The sequence below is a fragment of the Pseudomonas sp. E45-MNA-CIBAN-0222 genome, assembly GCF_040310405.1.
In the GTDB taxonomy this organism is placed as follows: domain Bacteria; phylum Pseudomonadota; class Gammaproteobacteria; order Pseudomonadales; family Pseudomonadaceae; genus Stutzerimonas; species Stutzerimonas stutzeri_AC.
On sequence record NZ_JBEOPU010000006.1, the window covers coordinates 97,055 to 116,502 of the forward strand.

Annotated in this window: 18 protein-coding genes; 9 read left to right on the top strand and 9 right to left on the bottom strand. The window is 62.3% G+C overall.

Annotation, left to right across the window (positions count from 1 at the left end):
- Positions 1–149 precede the first annotated feature (149 nt).
- Both rph and AAEZ08_RS10845 read left to right on the top strand, forming a co-directional pair.
- The gene (gene rph, locus AAEZ08_RS10840) at positions 150–872 is read left to right on the top strand and encodes a ribonuclease PH (protein ID WP_003283349.1); all 723 of its coding nucleotides are present in this window, start codon (positions 150–152) and stop codon (positions 870–872) included.
- 17 nt (positions 873–889) lie between these two features.
- Complete coding sequence (locus tag AAEZ08_RS10845; RefSeq protein ID WP_500124256.1) at positions 890–1,258, top strand: DUF4870 domain-containing protein; 369 nt, start codon at positions 890–892, stop codon at positions 1,256–1,258.
- Between the two features lie 16 nt (positions 1,259–1,274).
- Here the strand turns inward: AAEZ08_RS10845 and crc are convergent, their stop codons facing one another.
- Complete coding sequence (gene crc / locus AAEZ08_RS10850) at positions 1,275–2,054, bottom strand: catabolite repression control protein Crc (protein WP_181066304.1); 780 nt, start codon at positions 2,052–2,054, stop codon at positions 1,275–1,277.
- 85 nt (positions 2,055–2,139) lie between these two features.
- On the opposite strand from crc, the gene pyrE reads away from it, so the two are divergent.
- The 3 genes from pyrE (at position 2,140) to AAEZ08_RS10865 (ending at position 5,092) form a co-directional block, all read left to right on the top strand.
- Positions 2,140–2,781, top strand: coding sequence for an orotate phosphoribosyltransferase (gene pyrE / locus AAEZ08_RS10855; protein WP_003283353.1), 642 nt, complete (start codon positions 2,140–2,142; stop codon positions 2,779–2,781).
- Between the two features lie 47 nt (positions 2,782–2,828).
- On the top strand, positions 2,829–3,395 hold the full coding sequence (locus tag AAEZ08_RS10860; RefSeq protein ID WP_036991616.1) for a DUF4124 domain-containing protein: 567 nt from the start codon (positions 2,829–2,831) through the stop codon (positions 3,393–3,395).
- Positions 3,396–3,616: 221 nt separating this feature from the next.
- Positions 3,617–5,092 (top strand): DUF3360 family protein, encoded by a 1,476-nt coding sequence (locus tag AAEZ08_RS10865; protein WP_500124257.1) that lies wholly within the window; start codon positions 3,617–3,619, stop codon positions 5,090–5,092.
- Between the two features lie 70 nt (positions 5,093–5,162).
- Here AAEZ08_RS10865 and argB read toward each other — a convergent pair whose 3' ends face one another.
- The 4 genes from argB to coaBC are packed head-to-tail and all read right to left on the bottom strand — an operon-like array spanning position 5,163 to position 10,361.
- Positions 5,163–6,065 carry an acetylglutamate kinase gene (argB, locus tag AAEZ08_RS10870; protein ID WP_058063613.1) on the bottom strand — a complete coding sequence of 301 codons (903 nt, stop codon included), beginning with the start codon at positions 6,063–6,065 and terminating at the stop codon, positions 5,163–5,165.
- 15 nt (positions 6,066–6,080) lie between these two features.
- Positions 6,081–8,654, bottom strand: coding sequence for a phosphomannomutase/phosphoglucomutase (locus tag AAEZ08_RS10875; protein ID WP_500124258.1), 2,574 nt, complete (start codon positions 8,652–8,654; stop codon positions 6,081–6,083).
- A gap of 41 nt (positions 8,655–8,695) precedes the next feature.
- On the bottom strand, positions 8,696–9,151 hold the full coding sequence (dut, locus tag AAEZ08_RS10880; RefSeq protein WP_003283360.1) for a dUTP diphosphatase: 456 nt from the start codon (positions 9,149–9,151) through the stop codon (positions 8,696–8,698).
- A 1-nt stretch (position 9,152) separates the two neighbouring features.
- Positions 9,153–10,361, bottom strand: a complete 1,209-nt coding sequence (coaBC, locus tag AAEZ08_RS10885) for a bifunctional phosphopantothenoylcysteine decarboxylase/phosphopantothenate--cysteine ligase CoaBC (RefSeq protein ID WP_003283362.1) — start codon at positions 10,359–10,361, stop codon at positions 9,153–9,155.
- Between the two features lie 138 nt (positions 10,362–10,499).
- On the opposite strand from coaBC, the gene radC reads away from it, so the two are divergent.
- Positions 10,500–11,174 (top strand): RadC family protein, encoded by a 675-nt coding sequence (gene radC / locus AAEZ08_RS10890; RefSeq protein ID WP_102820668.1) that lies wholly within the window; start codon positions 10,500–10,502, stop codon positions 11,172–11,174.
- 3 nt (positions 11,175–11,177) lie between these two features.
- Here the strand turns inward: radC and AAEZ08_RS10895 are convergent, their stop codons facing one another.
- On the bottom strand, positions 11,178–12,521 hold the full coding sequence (locus AAEZ08_RS10895; RefSeq protein WP_500124259.1) for a hypothetical protein: 1,344 nt from the start codon (positions 12,519–12,521) through the stop codon (positions 11,178–11,180).
- Positions 12,522–12,524: 3 nt separating this feature from the next.
- Entirely contained in the window at positions 12,525–12,968 is a 444-nt protein-coding gene (locus AAEZ08_RS10900) for a PaaI family thioesterase (protein WP_500124260.1), read from the bottom strand.
- A gap of 119 nt (positions 12,969–13,087) precedes the next feature.
- Between AAEZ08_RS10900 and AAEZ08_RS10905 the strand changes: the two genes are divergently transcribed.
- The 3 genes from AAEZ08_RS10905 to AAEZ08_RS10915 all read left to right on the top strand — a co-directional run bounded on the left by AAEZ08_RS10905 (position 13,088) and on the right by AAEZ08_RS10915 (position 16,976).
- Complete coding sequence (locus tag AAEZ08_RS10905) at positions 13,088–14,611, top strand: 3-hydroxyacyl-CoA dehydrogenase (RefSeq protein ID WP_500124261.1); 1,524 nt, start codon at positions 13,088–13,090, stop codon at positions 14,609–14,611.
- A gap of 302 nt (positions 14,612–14,913) precedes the next feature.
- Positions 14,914–16,350 carry a methyl-accepting chemotaxis protein gene (locus AAEZ08_RS10910; protein WP_500124343.1) on the top strand — a complete coding sequence of 479 codons (1,437 nt, stop codon included), beginning with the start codon at positions 14,914–14,916 and terminating at the stop codon, positions 16,348–16,350.
- Between the two features lie 101 nt (positions 16,351–16,451).
- Positions 16,452–16,976 carry an Mpo1 family 2-hydroxy fatty acid dioxygenase gene (locus tag AAEZ08_RS10915; protein WP_003283372.1) on the top strand — a complete coding sequence of 175 codons (525 nt, stop codon included), beginning with the start codon at positions 16,452–16,454 and terminating at the stop codon, positions 16,974–16,976.
- 4 nt (positions 16,977–16,980) lie between these two features.
- On the opposite strand, the gene AAEZ08_RS10920 is transcribed toward AAEZ08_RS10915, so the two are convergent.
- Positions 16,981–17,724, bottom strand: a complete 744-nt coding sequence (locus AAEZ08_RS10920) for a hypothetical protein (RefSeq protein ID WP_500124262.1) — start codon at positions 17,722–17,724, stop codon at positions 16,981–16,983.
- Between the two features lie 155 nt (positions 17,725–17,879).
- Positions 17,880–19,427 (bottom strand): phospholipase D family protein, encoded by a 1,548-nt coding sequence (locus tag AAEZ08_RS10925; RefSeq protein WP_500124263.1) that lies wholly within the window; start codon positions 19,425–19,427, stop codon positions 17,880–17,882.
- Positions 19,428–19,448: the final 21 nt, after the last annotated feature.

Below are 19,448 nucleotides of genomic sequence, written 5' to 3' on the forward strand. Positions count from 1 at the left end.
GTTACCTCTCGAATGCGGGCTGCGAAAGGCGAAGGATTGTAAAGGAAAACCGGGTGCCGCTGCAGTGATGCCCTGACGGCCGCGACCCTATTCGTAACCAATGGGCCCTATAATGCTGGTTACTTTCTTTTCTAGCAGGACGTGTATTCATGAAGCGACCCAGTGGGCGTGCCGCCGACCAGCTGCGCTCGATCCGTATCACCCGTAACTACACCAAGCACGCTGAAGGTTCTGTGCTGGTGGAGTTCGGCGATACCAAGGTGATCTGCACCGTCAGCATCGAGAACGGCGTTCCGCGCTTCCTGAAAGGGCAGGGGCAGGGTTGGTTGACTGCCGAATATGGCATGTTGCCGCGCGCCACCGGCGACCGGAACCAGCGCGAAGCTACGCGCGGCAAGCAGGGTGGCCGCACCCTGGAAATCCAGCGTCTGATCGGTCGTTCGCTGCGTGCAGCGCTCGATATGAGCAAGCTCGGCGAGAACACATTGTTCATCGACTGCGATGTGATCCAGGCCGACGGTGGCACGCGCACAGCGTCTATCACTGGTGCCATGGTGGCGGTCATCGATGCGCTCAAGGTGCTGAAGAAACGGGGCGGTTTGAAGTCTGGCGATCCGATCAAGCAGATGATCGCTGCGGTTTCGGTGGGTATCTATCAGGGCGAGCCGGTGTTGGATCTGGATTACCTGGAAGACTCCGCGGCAGAAACCGATTTGAACGTGGTGATGACTGACGCGGGTGGCTTCATCGAGATCCAGGGTACCGCTGAAGGTGCACCCTTCCACCCCGACGAGCTCAATGCCATGTTGGCCTTGGCCCATGACGGCGTACGGGAGCTGTTCGAATTGCAGCGCGCGGCGCTGGCAGACTGAAAGAGGAGGCGCGTGTGATGGCCGATCAGGATCTCGTTCCTCTGCCCAGTCGCGAGGCGCGTCAGTGCGCGATGTTCTGCCATTACTCGGCGTTCTTCTGGTTTCTGGCGCCGATGATCGGCAATGTGATCGGCCCGCTGATCGTCTGGCAGTTGAAGAAGGACGTGGATCCCTTCGTCGATCAGCAGGGCAAGGAAGCACTGAATTTTCAGCTCACCTTCAGCATCGTGCTAATGATTTGCGGCGTGCTCGCCTGGATCCTCATCGGTTTTCCGTTGATGGTTCTGGCAAGCGTGGTGGCGCTGGTGCTGGTGGTGATCGCCGGCATTCGCGCCAATGAGGGCAAGCCCTACCGCTATCCGTTCTGCTGGCGAATCGTCAAGTAAGGCGAGCGCTGAGCCCTCAGAGGCTCAGCGTCCAGTCGTAGTCGACGATCAGCGGTGCGTGCTGGGAGAAGCGCGGCTGCCGTGGTAGGCGGGCGTTGCGCACGAAGCGGCGCAGGCCGGACGTGAGTATCTGATAATCGAAGCGCCAGCCGAGGTTGAGCATCTCAGCTTGCTCGGTATCCGGCCACCAGCTGAACAGATCGCCTTCGCGGTTGACCTCGCGCAGTGCGTCGATATAGCCCATGTTGCCAAAGATCTCGTCCAGCCAGGCGCGCTCCGGTGGCAGGAACCCAGGGTCCTGCTGACAGTCGCGCCAATTCTTCACGTCAAGCTTCTGATGGGCGACGTACAGCGAGCCGCAATAGATGTACTCGCGGCGCTTGCGACGCTGCTTGTCCATATAGTGAGCGAAGTCGTCCATGAACTTGAGCTTGTGATTCAGGCCAGCGTCACCGCCTTGGCCAGACGGCGCGAGGAGGCTGGCAATGCTGACCTTGTCAAAATCGGCCTGCAGATAGCGTCCATAGCGATCTGCCGTCTCGAAGCCCAGCCCCATGATGACGGCTTTGGGCTGCAGCCTGGAATAGAGCGCCACGCCTCCCTGCTCCGGAATCTCGGCATCGCAGGCATAGAGAAAATAACCGTCCAGCTGATAGGCCGGATCGTCGAGTTCCAAGGCAGAGGCGCGGGTATCCTGCAGGCAGATGACATCGGCATTCTGCGCTTGCAGCCAGCTGAGCAATCCTCGCTGTGCCGCCGCTTGAATGCCATTCACGTTGACACTGATGATCCGCATAAATGGCCCCTAAAAACACGTGCGTGTATGATAACCCAAGCTCTTCGCAATTAGCTAAAACAGTGGTTTTCCGGGAAATTTCCTCATGCAGGCGTACCAGCGCGAGTTCATTCGCTTCGCCATCGAGCGCGGCGTTTTGCGTTTCGGTGAGTTCACTCTCAAGTCGGGCCGCACCAGCCCTTATTTCTTCAACGCCGGCCTGTTCAACAGTGGCAGTGCGCTGGCTCAGCTAGGGCGCTTCTACGCTTCGGCGGTGATGCAGAGCGGTCTGGACTTCGACGTCATCTTCGGTCCGGCCTACAAGGGCATTCCCTTGGGGGCCGCCACGGCTATTGCCCTGGCTGAGCAGCATCAGCGCGACTTGCCCTGGTGTTTCAACCGCAAAGAGGCCAAGGATCACGGCGAGGGCGGAACTCTGGTCGGCGCACCTCTGGCCGGTCGCGTGCTGATCGTTGATGACGTGATCACTGCAGGCACTGCAATCCGAGAGGTAATGCACATCATCCGGGCCCAGAACGCCGAGGCGGCCGGTGTCCTGATTGCGTTGAATCGCCAGGAAAGAGGGCAGGGAGAGCTGTCGGCGATTCAAGAAGTTGAACGTGATTATCGAATGCCAGTAATCAGTATTGTGTCGCTCGAGCAAGTGCTGGAATATCTCGCCGACGATGTTCAGTTGAAACAGTATCTGCCCGCGGTTGAGGCCTATCGCGCGCAGTATGGAATCTGACCCAGGATAGGTGTTCCACCATGCGCAAATCGGTAGCCGTTCGAATGATGCTTTTGCTGGGAGTCGTATACCCGGCACTGGCTTCGGCTGCCGAACTGTATCGCTATGTGGACGAGCGTGGGGTGGTGGTGCTTGATCGACATGGTGTGCCGCCGCAGCACATCTCGCGCGGCTATCAGGTCCTCAATGAGCAAGGACGGGTCATTCGTGTGGTGCCACCGGCGCCGAGCGCCGAGGAGTTCGCCCGGCTGCAGGCGCAGAAGGCGCGTGACGCGTCGGATGCCCAGTTGCTTCGTCTGTATGCCAGTGTCGAGGATGTGGAGCGTGCCGAGACGCGCAAGCTGGCCGAGCTGGGCAGCGTCATCGGATTGGCTCGGGGAAACCTGCAGTCGATTCGGAATCAGCGCAGTAGTCTGCAGAAGCAAGCGGCCAATCATGAGCGTGCTGGTCGCAAGGTGCCGGATAACCTCCTGGCGCAGATCAAGAATCTTGAGAAGGAAGAGCAAAGCCTGCTACGCGACCTCACTCGATTCGAAAAGGCGCGCGCCGATGCCGAGGTCAGTTTTGCCAATGATCGGCAGCGCGTCGCCGAGTTGCTCGGGCAAACGCAGTAATCTTCGCTGCCCAGCGGAGCTCCCGTTCGATATCCCCTGATTTCCCCTCCCAACAAATCCGCCTCTAAACGTCTCGGGTTGGCGGCACGTCTCGCTGCTGCCTGATGGGTAGCTTGCTTACTATCATAACGACCGCTCTAGCTCAATAGTTTCAAGGTAGGGATGAGTTCAGGGGGGGCAGTCTGTACCGTGTCGCGAAATTTTCGGTATGGCTGAATATCATGAATGATAGGGACCTACGCAGTTATCAGGAGCTCCATAAGCCGAAGGGAAATTTCGCGACTCGCTCCGATTATCTTGAGCACGAACTCGAGATCATGGCGCCGAAGCGCTGGGGCATAAACCTGCCGTTTCGAGACTACCGCTTCGAGTATGAAGACTGGGTGCCGGCGATGGCTGCAACCATTGGCAAGATCGTCATGGTGGCCGCGGTCGTCGCGGCCTTTGCCGGTCCGATGGGGCTGTCCAATGAGTTCGTCATCGAGAACGCCCGCTACGAAATGCTGATTGCCGCGGTGCTGTTCGTGGTGCTGTTCTCCGGCTTTCTCAACCCGACTGCCAATCTGGCCGGTACCCATGGCCCACTGATTCCGCTGATTCCATTGATCGTCGCGTCGGGCGGCCACCCGATGGCGCTGGGTATCATGGTCGGCGTGCTCGGCTTCACTTTGGGTGTATTCAAGGGGGGTAGCTTGCTGGCGCGGCTTACCAGCGACGGGGTTTGCGGCGGCCTGCTGCTCTACCTCGGCTTCATCGGCATAACCTCGCAGATCAAGAAGCTGTTCGGCTGGGCCGACAGCTTCGATATGGGTTACATCGCCTTCGTCGTGGTGTTCGCGACCATCGTGATGTACGCCTATCTCGAACATATCCGTATGCGCTGGCTGGCAATCCCGCTTGGCTCGGCATTAGCAGCCCTGATCGCCTTTCTCATGGGCGCGCCGTTCGAGTTCACCACCGAGCCTGGCGTGCCCAACCTGAATCCGATGTACTGGTGGGGTGATGACACCGGCTGGCAGATTGGTCTGCCCGAGTTGCATCATTTCATCGCCGTCGCGCCCTTCGCCGTGTTGGCGGTGGCGATGTGGTCGCCGGACTTCCTCGGTCATCGCGTGTTCCAGCAGCTCAACTACCCGCCGAAGGCGAAGAAAGTGCTGATGAACATCGATGACACCATGTGCGTAGCGGCGGCGCGGCAGATCGTCGGCACTTCGCTGGGCGGCGGCAACCTGGCGTCATCCTGGGGTACCTTCATGGTGCCGGCCGCCATCGCCAAGCGGCCGATTCCCGCCGGTGCATTGCTCACCGGTCTGCTCTGCGTTGTAGCTGCGCTATGGGGTTATCCGATGGACCTGGCGATATGGCCGCCGGTGCTGAGCGTGGCGCTGATGGTGGGAGTGTTCCTGCCGCTACTGGAGGCTGGGATGCAGATGACTCGCGAAGGGAAGACGTCGCAGTCCGCCGCTATCGTAATTTTCTCGTCAGCGCTGGTTAACCCGGTGTTCGGTTGGTCGCTGACTGTTCTGCTCGACAACCTAGGGCTAATCGGTGACAAGGAGCGCGGTCAGTCCTTGAGCCGCCTGCATCGCTGGGTGATCCCGACGATCGTATTCATAGTTCTATGCGCCGTAATGTTGGGTATCGGTATGTTCCCAGGTATCCCGGCGATGCTCGAGTCGTTCCGTATCGATCTTTGATTGGTCTGGCGGCACAAATCGACGGCATTAAAAAGGGGAGCTTCGGCTCCCCTTTTCTTTTGCAGTTGCTTCAACCCTGGCTGTTGGTTATCAGCGTTCCGACTCCTACGTCGGTGAAGATTTCCAGCAGCACCGCGTTAGGGACGCGACCGTCGATGATGTGAGCGCTGTTGACGCCGCCTTGCACCGCTTCGAGCGCGCAGCGGATTTTCGGCAGCATTCCACCGTAGATGGTGCCATCGGCGATCAGTGCGTCGACCTGTGCCGTGGACAGGCCAGTCAGCACGCTGCCCTGCTTGTCCATCAGGCCGGCAATGTTGGTCAGCAGCATCAGCTTCTCGGCTTTCAGCGCTTCTGCGACTTTACCGGCGACCAGGTCGGCATTGATGTTGTAGGACTCGCCGTTCTCGCCCACGCCAATCGGTGCGATGACCGGGATGAAGTTACCCTTCACCAGCATCTCCAGCAGCTCGGCGTTAACTCCGGTAACTTCGCCGACATGGCCGATGTCGATGATTTCCGGCTTGGTCATCTCCGGAGTCTGGCGGGTCGCATTGAGTTTTTTGGCGCGGATCAGGCGGGCGTCCTTGCCGGTCAGGCCAATGGCGCTGCCGCCATGCTGGTTGATCAGGCTGACGATGCTCTTGTTGACCTGCCCGCCAAGTACCATTTCCACGACGTCCATGGTCTGGCTGTCGGTGACGCGCATGCCGTCGATGAAGTGGCTTTCGATGTTCAGGCGCTTGAGCAGGTCGCCGATCTGCGGGCCGCCGCCGTGCACCACCACCGGATTGATACCGACTGCCTTCATCAGCACGATGTCACGCGCGAAGCCGGTCTTCAGCTCCTCGCTCTCCATCGCGTTGCCGCCGTACTTGATGACCAGCGTCTTGCCGACGAACCGGCGGATGTAAGGCAGCGCTTCGGACAGTACCTTGGCGAATTGGGTGGCAGCTTCACGGCTGAGGGTCATGCAGGGCTCCGCAAATCAGAACGGCAGTTTGAGGTCGGGTGCAACGTTGAGCAGCTGTACGCGGAAGACGTCCTGGATGCGGCTGAGTTCTTCCTCGCTATCGGCTTCGAAGCGCAGCACCAGGACCGGCGTGGTGTTCGAGGCGCGAATCAGACCCCAGCCCTTGGGATAGTCGACCCGTACACCGTCGAGGGTGATCAGGTTGGCTTCGCCCCACTGAGCGTCGCGTTGCAGGGCGTCCATGATGGTGAATTTGCTTTCTTCTGTCACCGTGATGTTGATTTCCGGTGTCGAGATATCGCAGGGGAACGCTGCGAACACCTGCTCGGCATCGCGCTTGTCCTGGCTGAGAATTTCCAGCAGGCGTGTGGCGCTATAGATCCCGTCGTCGAAGCCGAACCAGCGCTCCTTGAAGAAGATATGGCCGCTCATCTCGCCGGCCAGCAATGCGCCGGACTCCTTCATCTTTTTCTTGATCAGCGAGTGACCGGTCTTCCACATCACCGGGCGCCCGCCGTAGCCGCTGATCAGCGGGGTGAGGCGACGCGTGCATTTGACGTCGAAAATGATGTCTGCACCGGGATTGCGCGAAACCACATCCTTGGCAAAGAGCATCAGCAGGCGATCCGGATAGATCATGGTGCCGGCATTGGTCACCACACCGACGCGGTCGCCGTCGCCGTCGAATGCCAGACCCAAATCGGCCTTCTCGGATTTTACCTTGGCGATCAGGTCGACCAAATTTTCCGGTTTGCCCGGATCCGGATGGTGATTGGGGAAGTTGCCGTCGACGTCGCAGTACAGCGGAATCACGGTGCAGCCCAGTGCTTCGATCATGCGCGGGGCGATGACGCCGGCGACGCCGTTACCGCAGTCGACGACCACCTTCATGGGTTTGGCCATGGCGATGTCACTTCGAATCTGCTGGAAGTAGCGTTCAAGTACATCGACCTGCTCGACCTTGCCGACGCCGCTCGACAGGTCGTTGGTCTCGATGCGCTTGCGTAGCGTCTGAATCTGCTCGTTGGCCAGGGTGTCGCCGGCGATAACGATCTTGAAGCCGTTGTAGTCCGGCGGGTTGTGGCTGCCGGTAAGCATTACGCCGGACTTTCCGGCAAGGATGTTGGCGGCGTAATACAGCACTGGGGTCGGAACCATGCCGATATCGCTGACATCGCAGCCGCTGTCGAGCAGACCTTGTATGAGGTGCTGTACCAGTTCCGGACCCGACAGGCGTCCATCGCGGCCGACCGAAACGTTGGGCTCGCCTTGGGCGAGGCTCTGGGAGCCGACGGCTCGGCCGACCCAGTAGGCTGTCTCGTTGGTCAGGCTGTCGCCGACTACGCCGCGGATGTCGTAGGCACGAAAGATACTGGCGGGCAAATTCGGGGCTTTGGCGCTGCTCATTGCGGTTTCTCGCTCCTTGGTGTCGAGGCCGAAAATGTCCTGGTCCTCGTCGAGAATATCGATGTCGAGAATATCGGTCTCCGGCAAGCGCGGATCGACGTACTCGGTAGGTTTGGCGGGCCGAACGGCTGGAGCCGCGGCGGGTGCCTGAGTCGAAGCCGGTCCGGCAGAGCGGACGGGCAGTCGGACCATGTTCCTGGCCAGTGCGTCGAGGACCGGCAGGCTCAAGGCCGGTAATTGGATGGTCTTGCCGGTGGAGAGTTCCTGCAGCAGACGGCTGATCTGCAATACGTCTTCGCGCAGCTTGCGTTGCTGTGCGCCGAGCACCAGCTGCAGGCCGATCAGCATGCCGGCAAGGGCAGCTAATGCCGCGGCTATCAGGTGCATGGGCGTGAGTTTCGCCTGCGAAGTATCGTTGCCGGGCGTGTATGCCAGCTTCCAGTTGGGGTTGCCGCTAGCGAGAGCCGTCGCAGTAGCCGAATCGCCTGCCACGCCGCGTTGCAGCAGCTGTTGCTCGGGTGCACCCGAGAACTGCTGGGTCAAACGTAACTGTCCGGCGTCAGCGGGCAGCGTCGGAAGCGCAGTGAGTAGGCGTTCAAGATCGCTGACTAGCAGAAGGGTGCCGCGTATGGCCTGCTGGCCCTCTGCGCGTAGCGGCACCGCACTATAGAGCAGCCAGCGGTTGTCGACCTTATAGGCCTCTGGCGCGGGCGACTGGCCTGCTTCGACCCGCTGCAGCAGATCGAGCGCGGCGAAGTTCAACGGACCTGGGCGGTTGGTGTCTGGCACAGCCCTGCCGCGTAGATTCAGGTGCGCGTCGATCACGCCAGGCAACTCCAGCAATCGTTGCTCGGCTTCGCTTTTGCGCTCGACGTCGCCCCGAAGTGCGTCGGCTAGTTGCTGCTGGTCCACCACGGCCTGGGTATCGCTCTGCAGCTGCTTTAGGGCCTGCTGCAGGGCGCTAGCCTGGCTTTGGCCCCAGGCATTGGCGAGTTGAGTCTGCTGTTGTTCCTGAGCACTCTGCAGGCCCAGCCAGAGCAGGGTGGCTGCGGCACCAAGGCCGATCAGGCTGCTTAACAAGCCGCCGAGCAGTGGCTTGATATCGAAACCGCCGCGCTTGCTGCGGGTGCCGGCCGGGTTCAGTACGCCTGAATCCTTGGCGGTGCGCTTGAAGAGTGCCATGAAGCTCCTCGAATCATCCTGAAAGGTAACAGTGGTTCTGCTTAGTGGCTGCCGGAGTGTCCGAACCCGCCGGCACCGCGATCACTGCTGTCGAAACTGTCGACCAGTTCGAAGCGCGCTTGCACGACCGGTACCAGCATCAGCTGCGCGATGCGTTCGCCAACGGCGATGGTGAAAGCACTCTGGCCGCGGTTCCAGCAGGACACCATCAGTTCGCCCTGGTAGTCCGAGTCGATCAGCCCGACCAGATTGCCGAGCACGATGCCGTGCTTATGGCCCAAGCCCGAACGCGGCAGGATCAGGGCCGCAAGTCCCGGGTCGCCGATGTGGATGGCAATGCCGGTGGGAATCAGCAGCGTCTGGCCCGGCTCGAGCACCGTGTCGCTCTGCAGCATGGCGCGCAGATCCAGGCCGGCAGAGCCCGGTGTCGCGTACTCGGGCAGCGGGAAATCCTGGCCGAGGCGAGGGTCGAGAATCTTGGCTTGAAGTGCGTGCATGTCAGGACTCTTTGTAGCGGTCGGCGATGAAGGCCACCAGCGCACGGGCGATATGCCCCTTGCTGGCCTGGCCGAAGCGGGTTTCGTGTTGCTGGCGGTCGATGACGCTGACCGCGTTGTCTTCGCTGTTGAAGCCAATGCTGGGGTTGGCCACGTCATTGGCGACGATCAGGTCGAGGTTCTTGTCGCGCAGCTTGCGCGTGGCGTACTCCAGCAGATTCTCGGTTTCCGCGGCGAACCCGACACAGAACGGGCGGTCCGGGCGGCTGGCCAGAGTAGCGAGGATGTCGGGGTTGCGGACCATTTGCAGCAGCAGGCCGTCACCGGTGCTGGGGTCTTTCTTGAGTTTGTGCGGCGCCACCACTTCCGGGCGGTAGTCGGCTACTGCTGCTGCAGCGACGAAGATGTCGCAGGGCATCGCGGCTTCGCAGGCAGCGAGCATGTCGCGGGCACTGACCACGTCGATGCGCTGCACGCGATCGGGCGTCGGCAGGAACACCGGGCCGGTCACCAGCGTCACTCGCGCACCGGCCTCGGCGGCCGCCTCGGCCAAGGCGAAGCCCATCTTGCCGGAGCTGTGGTTGGTGATGTAGCGAACCGGGTCGATGTTTTCCTGGGTTGGACCTGCGGTAATAAGCAGGTGCTTGCCTGTCAGCAGCCCGGTCGCGAAGCAGTTCGCGGCGGCCTGAGCGAGTTCATCGGCCTCGAGCATGCGGCCCATGCCGACGTCGCCGCAGGCCTGGCTGCCGGAACCGGGACCGAACAGACGAATGCCGCGTTCCAGCAGCAACTCGCGATTGGCCTGGGTGGCCGGGTCGGCCCACATGGCCTGGTTCATGGCCGGTGCCAGGGCGACCGGCGCATTGGTCGCCAGCACCACGGTGGTCAGCAGATCATTGGCGACGCCCTGGGCCAGACGAGCCATGAGGTCGGCGGTGGCCGGGGCGATCAATACCAGGTCGGCCCAGCGGGCCAGTTCGATGTGCCCCATCGCCGCTTCGGCGGCAGGGTCGAGCAGGTCCAGATGGACCGGGTGACCGGAGAGCGCCTGCAAAGTGAGTGGCGTGATGAATTCCCGTCCGCCCTGGGTCATCACCACCCGGACTTCGGCGCCGTGGTCACGCAAGCGGCGGACCAGCTCGGCACTCTTGTAGGCAGCAATGCCGCCGCCGACGCCCAGGACGATGCGTTTACGATACAGCCGCTGCATAGGCCTGCCTTGTTATCTTGTAGGGACTGTCCGGAGTGAGAACCAGGTCAGAACTCGCCCGATACCCCGGAAAAATGACGGGCTAAGATAGCACAGCGCCCACAGTGGAAAAGTGGGCTTGCTCGACAGGGAGGCGACATGAGCATACGTGACTGGCCCGCGGCGGAGCGGCCGCGGGAAAAGCTACTCGAACAGGGCGCAGCCGCGCTTTCCGACGCCGAATTGCTGGCGATATTCCTGCGTACTGGGGTCGCCGGAAAAAGCGCAGTGGATCTGGCCCGCCATCTGCTCGCCGAGTTTGGCAGCCTGCGGGCGTTGCTGGAGGCAGAGCTCGATCAGTTCGGTGCACATCTGGGACTGGGGCCCGCCAAGTTCGCGCAGTTGCAGGCGGTGCTGGAGATGGCGCGCCGGCATCTGGCCGAACGGCTGCGCCGCGATTCGGCGCTGGAGTCGCCGCAGGCGGTACGCGACTACCTCAAGGCGCGGCTGCGCCATGAGCCGCACGAACTGTTCGGCTGCCTGTTTCTCGACTCCAAGCATCGCGTGCTGGCCTTCGAGGTGCTGTTCCACGGTACCATCGACGGCGCCAGCGTCTATCCGCGGCAGGTGGTCAAGCGTGCCCTCGCGCATAATGCGGCGGCGGTCATTCTTACGCACAATCACCCGTCCGGCGTGGCCGAGCCGAGTCAGGCGGATCGTCAGCTGACCCAGCGGCTGAAAGAGGCGCTGGCACTGATCGATGTGCGGGTGCTCGATCACTTCATCGTTGGTGATGGCGAGCCATTGTCGATGGCCGAGTACGGCTGGATGTGATCGCTACGCCAGCAGCGGCACCAGCAGCAGCGGGCCGAGCACCAGCAGCACGAAACGGCCGTTCCAGCCGAAGGCGATGCGCCACGGCGACAACTGCGCGTGGCGTGCCAGCATCAGCGCCGAGGGGCCGTAGGGCGACAGCAGCATGGCCAGCGAAAAGCCGATCAGCAGCGCCACTGCCGGCTGCATGATCGCTACGCCGTGTCCGGCCAGCTGCGCGAGCAGTGCGGCGCACAGGCTCAGGGAGATGATCGGCGCGACACCGAGCAGGGCCAGGGCGATGATCGTCAGCATGCCAGCACTGCCGAGACCGAAGAGTGCCAACGGCGTGCTGCTGAAGTGGCTGGCCAGTCGTTCTACCGGGATCAGCACAGCTGTAAGTCCACCAAGCAGCGCCGAGCAGGCGAAGATAAAGGTTTCGTTGCGCATGCCCGCCAGGGTGTCGCGCACCTCGCTATAAACAGTTGCCGGTGCATCGCCCTGGTGTAGCAGTTGTCCGATCACCGCGAGCGGCACCAGCAGCATCGCAGCCTGAGTTGCCGACAGCGGGGTCAGGCTGGCCAGCAGTGCGATCAGCAGGATGCCGAGCAAACTGCCGTACAGCAGGTTGCGCAGCCCCTTTGCCGGCCCGGTAGCGCTCGAGTCACTTACCGGGGCATTGGTTTCCCGCAACTGTTGCAGACGGTGGTTTTCCATCGGCCAGCCCACCAACAGCAGGATGGCCCCGCAGAGCAGGCCGAACGGCAGCAGGGCGCTCCAGCTCAGCCCAGGCAGCTCTCTAGTGAGGATCGCCACCGCCACGCTGGTCGGTGCCAGCAAGGGCACAAGAGCGAAGCCGCGCAGGGCCGTAACCATCACGCCCCTGGCGCCCTCGCGGCGCTGGGTCGGGCTATACGGCTGTCGCTCCAGATAGCGTTCCAGTGAGCCGCAGACCAGATTGAGCATGCCGAAGCTCAGTACCGAGCTGATCGCAAAGGTGCTGAACAGATAGCTCGGGTAGAGGCTGGTACGGGGTTGCCGCAACAACAATCGATGCAGCTCACCAAGTTGCGGCATCCGCTTCACCGCGCAGTGAGCAAGCCCGAGGGCGCCGATGAACGCGCCGTAGTAGGCCGCGGCGCCGAGCATCCGTTGGGCCTGCTGCCAGTCGGGCTCTCTGAACAACACCCAGTAACCGAAAAGCCCCAGCGTAACCAGCCCGAGCCTGCGCGGGTAGGGCATCAGCGAGCGCCAGTGCCATACGAAGAACAGCACCAATAGCGCACCACTGATCACGCTCGGCAGCTGCAGGCGCGTAACCAGCGCGAACAGCTCGCAGACGAGCGCCAACGGGAGCAGAGCAAGCATCGCTCAGGGCAGCTCGCTGCGCAGTTTGCCGCGCTTGTATACGCCTTCGCCGAAGGCCAGCAACTGGTCCTCCTCGTCCAGCAGATCGCAGCTGGCCATGAACACCTTGTGCCCGGCGGAGCGGCAGACGGCCACCGCACGGATGCGGCTGCCGACTGGTGCCGGGGAGCTGAAGTTGACGTTCATCGACAACGTGGTCGCCACGCGGCGCTGCTCCGGCTGTTCGACCCAGGTTCCGCAGAGCCCCATCGCCACGTCCAGCAGCGTCGCCGTGACGCCGCCGTGCAGGTTGCTGGCGTTGTTCAGGTGACGCGGCAACAACAGCAGTTCGACCACCACGCGCTCCCGGCCGTACTCCTTGAGCTGGCAGCCCAGGTCCTGGAAGAACCCGGTCAACGAGCGTTCGACCTGTTGCAGTGTGGCGGCGGGATAGGGTTGATCGGACATGAAGGTGCGGGTTCGGCGGCTGACTTGCGCTGGAGATTGGCAGTCTTTACGCTCAGGGTCAATTCGATGGAATCTTGTTCCGCACTGCGAAATATCGCATTGCTCGTGAGGAGGTTTGCATGTTTGAGCGTATCGGCATTGTCGGCGCAGGCGCCATGGGCCGCGGGATCGCACAGTTGTTCGCTAGCGCCGGCAAGCAGGTCTGGTTGCACGATGCACGCAGCGAGTCGATCAGCGAGGCGCTGCGCTTCAACTGTGAGCTGCTAGAACGCGGCGTGGCCAAGGGGCGGCTGAGCATCGCCGAGCTCGACGCCACGCTGGCCCGCATGCAGGCGGCGCCCGCGCTGGCCGATCTGTCCGGCTGCGATCTGGTGATCGAGGCGATCGTCGAAAATCTCGAGGCCAAGCAGGCGCTCTTCATCGAGCTGGAGCCGCTGCTCGCCGAAGATGCGGTGCTGGCGACCAACACCTCGTCGCTTTCGGTCACGCGCATCGCGGCGGCCTGCCAGCACCCGGAGCGGGTGGCCGGTTTTCACTTCTTCAACCCGGTACCGTTGATGAGGCTGGTGGAAGTGGTGCGCGGTGAGCGCAGCGATCCGCAGGTCATCGAGCGGCTGGTCAAGTTGGCCGAAGAGGCTGGGCACTTTCCGGCAATCACGCCGGATACCCCCGGCTTTCTGGTCAATCACGCCGGTCGCGCCTACAGCACCGAGGCGCAGCGCATCCTTGCCGAGGGTATCGCCAATGCCGAGCAGATCGACCGCATTCTGCGCGACGGACCGGGCTTTCGCATGGGGCCGTTCGAGTTGTTCGATCTCACCGGGCTTGATATTTCCCATGCGGTGATGGAGTCGGTGTACCAGCAGTTCTATCAGGACCCGCGCTACACACCGTCTTACCAGGCGGCGCAGCGGGTCGCAGCGGGGTTGCTCGGACGCAAGACCGGGCAGGGTTACTACCGCTACGAGAACGGCCAACAGATCCGCACGCCGGAGCCGCAATGGTCGCCGGTAGTCGTCGAGCGCCCGTTTTGGCTGGACAGTCAGGATGCCGAACTGCGTGGCCGGCTGGCGGCCTTGTTACGCGAGGCCGGTACGCAGCTGGAAACCGGCGAGGTGCCGTCGGAGCGCGCCATCTGCCTGATCACCCCGCTGGGGGAGGATGCCAGCACGATGATCGCCAGGCTTGATCTGCCCGCCACCCGCAGTATCGCCTTCGACCTGTTTGCCGACTTCGATCGGCGTCGGGTGATGATGCGCCAACCGGCGCTCGACCCTGCTCTCGAAGCGCAGGCGCGACAGGCGCTGAGTCACGATGGCGTGCCGGTGGAGGTGATCAACGACTCGCCCGGTTTCGTCAGTCAGCGGGTGGTGGCGAGCATCGTCAATCTCGGTTGCGAGATCGCGCAGAAGGGCATTGCCGATCCGCAGACGTTGGACCGCGCGATCACCCTGGCGCTGGGCTACCCGAAAGGGCCAATGGGCTTCGCCGAGCACTATGGTGCGGGGCGAATTCTCGCCATTCTTCAGGCCATGCAGGGTTGCTATGGCGGCGAAGCGCGCTATCGCCCGAGCCCATGGTTGCGCCGGCGGGTGCAGCTCTCGCTACCTCTGAGCGCGCCGGATGGGCCGCTCGCTGGGTAGAGCATCCGAGGGCGACCGGAGGCATACCTGGATGCCTTCAGTTTGCGCGGGCGCGGCCGTTAAATCAGGGGTGAGCCTCCGATGACGGCACGTTGCTACTAAGGCACTACTGTTCTTTATTGGAGGGTATGCGTACAACGTCGGATCGATCCGACAAGAACAAGAGGCCGTCCATGAGCCCCGCCAATCGCCACCCCAAGGTCGTCGTGTTTCAGGCCGCGCTGATCATCGGTTTGTTGCTCGTCCATCACTGGTTGACCCCGCCGCTGCTTGTGACCGGCACGCTGCTGATGGTCGCCGCGATGTGGCCCTGGTTTACCGCCTGGCTTGCCGCCGATCGTGGCGTTTCAGTCACTGACAGTGAACCCCAGGCCTTCGCTGAACTGACCAAGAATCTCTCGCGCAATACCTGCCATAACGCCCTGTCTGCTGCTCAGGTCGCCTATAGTGCCGAGCAGCTGGCCAGCCGCCTGAAATCGCAGTTGCAGGCAGTGAGTGAGATTGCCAACGGCGCTCAGGCCATCGCCGCCACCGAGCAGGACAGCGCCGATCGGGCCCGGCATACGCTGGATGCGGCGCAGGCGGTGCGCCAGCGTAGCGATGCAGGACAAAGCGAGCTGCAGCGAGCTATCGAGCGGATGCAGCAGCTCAGTGAGCAAACCCATGCCAGCCGCGAGCTGATCGACGGGCTCTCGGCGCGGACGGAAGAAATCCGCCGCATCACCGACGTGATCCAGTCCATTGCCAGCCAGACCAACCTGCTTGCCCTAAACGCCGCCATCGAAGCCGCCCGTGCCGGTGAGGCCGGCCGCGGCTTTGCCGTGGTCGCCGACGAAGTGCGCAGCCTGGCGGCGCGTACGTCCAGCGCCACCGAGGAGGTCGGGCGCATGGTGGCCGACATTCGTCAGCAGAGCGAAGCGGTAGTTAGCTATATCCAGCGCCAGGGCAATGAGCTGGACGCCGCTGCCGAGCAGATCGCCGCCACCGGTGAGCAGCTCAGCGGCATTGCCGAACTGGCCGGCAGCGTCGAAAGTCAGGTGGAGCAGATCACCACCGGCACCGCCGACAACCATCAGCGCTTGACTGCGCAGTTCGTCGCCCTCGATCAGCTGCGAGCAGATGCTTTGGATAGCGAGAAGCAAACGCGCCAGCTCGAGCTGGCCGCCGAGCGGCTGGTCGCGCAAGCCGAGAGTGCGAGCGAGCAGTTGGCCGAGGTCCAGCTTGACGATTATCACCAGTCAATATTCGATCTGGCCCGTCAGGGGGCTGCGGCCATCGGCGCTCGGTTCGAAGCGGATATCCAGGCTGGGCGGGTCAGTCTTGACGACCTCTTCGACCGTAACTATCGGGCGCAACCCAACACCGATCCGGTGAAGTACCAGACCCGCTTCGACCGCTATGCCGACGAGGTGCTGCCGGCGATTCAGGAGCCGTTGCTGCAGAAGCATTCGGCGCTGGTGTATGCCATCGCCACCACACCCGAAGGCTACGTGCCGACGCATAACCGCGCGTTCAGCCAGCCGCCAGTGGGCAACCCGGAAATAGATCGGGTCAAGAGTCGCAGCAAGCGCCTGTTCAATGATCGCACTGGTGGTCGCTGCGGCAGCCACCAGCGCCGTGTGCTGCTGCAAACCTACAGCCGTGACACTGGCGAGCTGATGCACGATCTTTCCGTACCGATCCTGGTAGGTGGTCGCCATTGGGGCGGGCTACGCCTGGGCTACCGTCCCGAGCAATAGCCTGGTACTCATCAATGTTGGCGTGATTGCCCTGCCGTTGGCGGCGGCGCCAACCATCCCGGCGGCTAAGCTTGGAGGATGTACTTGTCGAGGCGCCGTCAATGAAAACCCTTACCGATCACCTGGCTCAGTACGCGGCCTATCATCGCGATCCGCGCAACCTGCTCACCCATTTCGTCGGTATCCCGCTGATCGTGCTGGCGGTGGCCGTGCTGCTGTCGCGCCCAGGCGTCGAGTGGGCGGGCCTGTGGCTCAGCCCTGCGGCGTTGGTGTCGCTCGCGGCGGCGATTTTCTATCTGCGACTGGATCTGCGCTATGGCCTGCTGATGAGCGCCGTATTGCTGCTCTGCGTGTGGTTGGGCGCAGGGCTTGCCAATGCAACGACGATGCTGTGGCTGAGCGTGGGGGTAGGGCTGTTCGTACTCGGCTGGATCATCCAGTTCGTCGGGCACTATTTCGAGGGGCGCAAGCCGGCATTCGTCGATGACCTCTCGGGGCTGATCATCGGCCCGCTGTTCGTTGCAGCCGAGTTAGGCTTCATGCTCGGCTTGCGCGAGCCCCTGCGCCTCGCTATCGAGGCGCGTGTCGGTCCGGTGCGTCTGCGCGAGTCGGCCGCCCACGGCTGATGGTTCAGGGTTTGGCCGCCATCCACTGGTCGCTCAGACTGCGGGTATGGCGATCGACCATTATCGGCGCGAAGGGTCGGCCTGAGGCGGTGGTGAAATTGTTGCTGCCGCTGTTCATGTCTTCCAGCGCCACCTTGAGAAAGTCCCAGCGCGTCTTGAGCTTGGCCAGCGCAGGGTCGCGCTTGCCGTCCAATGCAGCGAGTTGTGCATTGATCGCCGGCACCAGGTGACGCTCGTCTTGACCGAGGTAAGTGTCGGGCTGTTCACGAGCGATCTCGAACGAGCCGATGTAGGCACGGCTGAGGTACTGCACCGCCAGATATTCGATCTTAGCCGGCAGTTCGGCCTGAGTGTCCGCCCCCTGCTGCGCTCGTGCGGCAGTGAGGAAATCCCGTAACGCCTTGCTCATTTCCAATGGCCAGCCCCAGGGCATGTCGTCTTCCGCGTAGCCAAAGCTTGCGCCTTCGCGTAGGCGTGCTTGCAGCACATGATGGCTTTCGCGCAGTGCGCTGGTCGGGTTGGCGACGTTGAGCATGGCCGCGTTCAGCGCGCGAATGTCTTCCTCCAGACGCAGCAGATGCGCCCTTTGAAAGCCTTCGCCACGGTAGAGCAGCAGGCTGCTGGTCGCGCGGTTGGCGTGGATCTGCATGCTCTGCAGATCAGACGGGGGCTCGGCTTGGGTCGCTTCGGTAAAAGCGGGCAGCATTCCAAATATCAGTAATAGACAGAAGCGAGTTAAACGATCCATTGTCGTGCTCCTTTTTATTTTTATAGAAGCGATGCGTGCGTGGCAGCCGCGATCTGAGCCTAACGGACCGCTGGCTAAGTGGTATCACCCCAAAGAATGATTTGTGGCGGTTTGATAGCAACCAGGCGCGATCATGCTGCAGTCGGTTGCGAACGCTAGAGCATCTTCTCCAGCCCGATCACGTCGGCGAACCAGGCGTTGAAGCGCCGCCAGAGCCCGCCTGGCTCTTTCTCGATCACGCGCAGGCGACCGCCGTCCTCGGCGATCCATATCAGCTGCTTGCGCCCATCGCGTTCTTCCAGACGCACCTCGTAGCTCAGTGCCGGCGACATGCCTTCCAGCGTGAGGCGGTGAACCTCGCGGGCCAGCTCGTCGCTTTCCACCAGAATGCCGACCTCGGTGTTCCATAGGACTGAGCGCGGGTCGAGATTGAGGGAGCCGATGAACACCTTCTGCTGATCGAACACCGCGGCCTTGCTGTGCAGGCTGGACTCCGACTCCCCAAGGAAGCTATAGGAAGGCTCCTGCTGCGGCTGCCGACGCAGTTCGAATAGACGCACGCCAAGCTCGAGCATTTCCTCGCGGTAGGGCGCATAGCCGCCGTGTACCGCGGGCACGTCGGTTGCCTCCAGGGAGTTGGTAAGAATGCGCACCGTCACGCCCGCACCGGCACGATCGGCGAGATACGCCACGCCATCGGCAGTCGGCACGAAGTAGGCGGAAACCAGCGTCAGCTCGCTGCTCACTGCCTGCATGGTTGGGGCGAGCTGCGTGGTCAGCAGCAGTGAAGTAGCCGGTACGCCTTCTGCCAGCAGCTTCTCTGGAGCGTCCCACATTGCCTCACCAGGGGCCCAGATGAGCTGGTCCAACCATTGTTGCAATTGCGGTTCCTGCTTGTACTGCATCAGTCGCTGGTACTGCTCGCTGTTGTCCTGCCGGGCCTGCCGCAGATAGTCGCGCAGCTGCTGCCGGGCCTTTACCAGCTGGCTGGGCTTCGGCTGCCACCAGAGAAAGCGCCGAATAGGCACGCTCAGTTGATTATTCCAGTACTCATCGAAGCTCTGCGCCAGCTGCACGGCAACCGGACCTGCGCCGAGCAGATCGATGTCAGTGAAGTTCATCCCCTGGTCGGCCTCGAAGTATTCGTCGCCCAGGTTGCGTCCGCCGACGATGGCCAGGCTGCCGTCTACCAGCATCAGCTTGTTATGCATGCGACGGTGTTGCAGGGATAGGTGCAGCAGCCGCCCCATGGACCGGGTGATGGCGTTGCTGCGGCCGAGATGAAGTGGATTGAATACACGGATCTGGATATTGGGGTGCGCTGCAAGGATGCCGATGCGGTAATCGTGACCATCGCTGGTGGTGTCGTCCAACAGGAGACGGACGCGAACGCCGCGGTCGGCTGCCTGCAGCAGTTCGTCGATCAGCGCGCGAGTGGTCAGCCCGTCATGGACGATGTAGTACTGGATATCAAGGCTGACCTGTGCCGCGCGGATCATCTCGGTGCGCGCGGCGAAGGCTTCGGTGCTCTCGGGCAGCAGGCGAAAGCCCGAGTAGCCGTATGCGTGCTCGGCGGAGAGTTGCTGGATACGCCGACCGAGGGGTGACGCGTCCGGCGCCACGGAATAGGACTCGGTTGGCGTGGGATGACTGGCACAGCCGGCCAGCATTAGTAGCAGGAGGAGCGTCAGGTAGGTGCGCAAGGTTTCTCCGGGTATGCATCC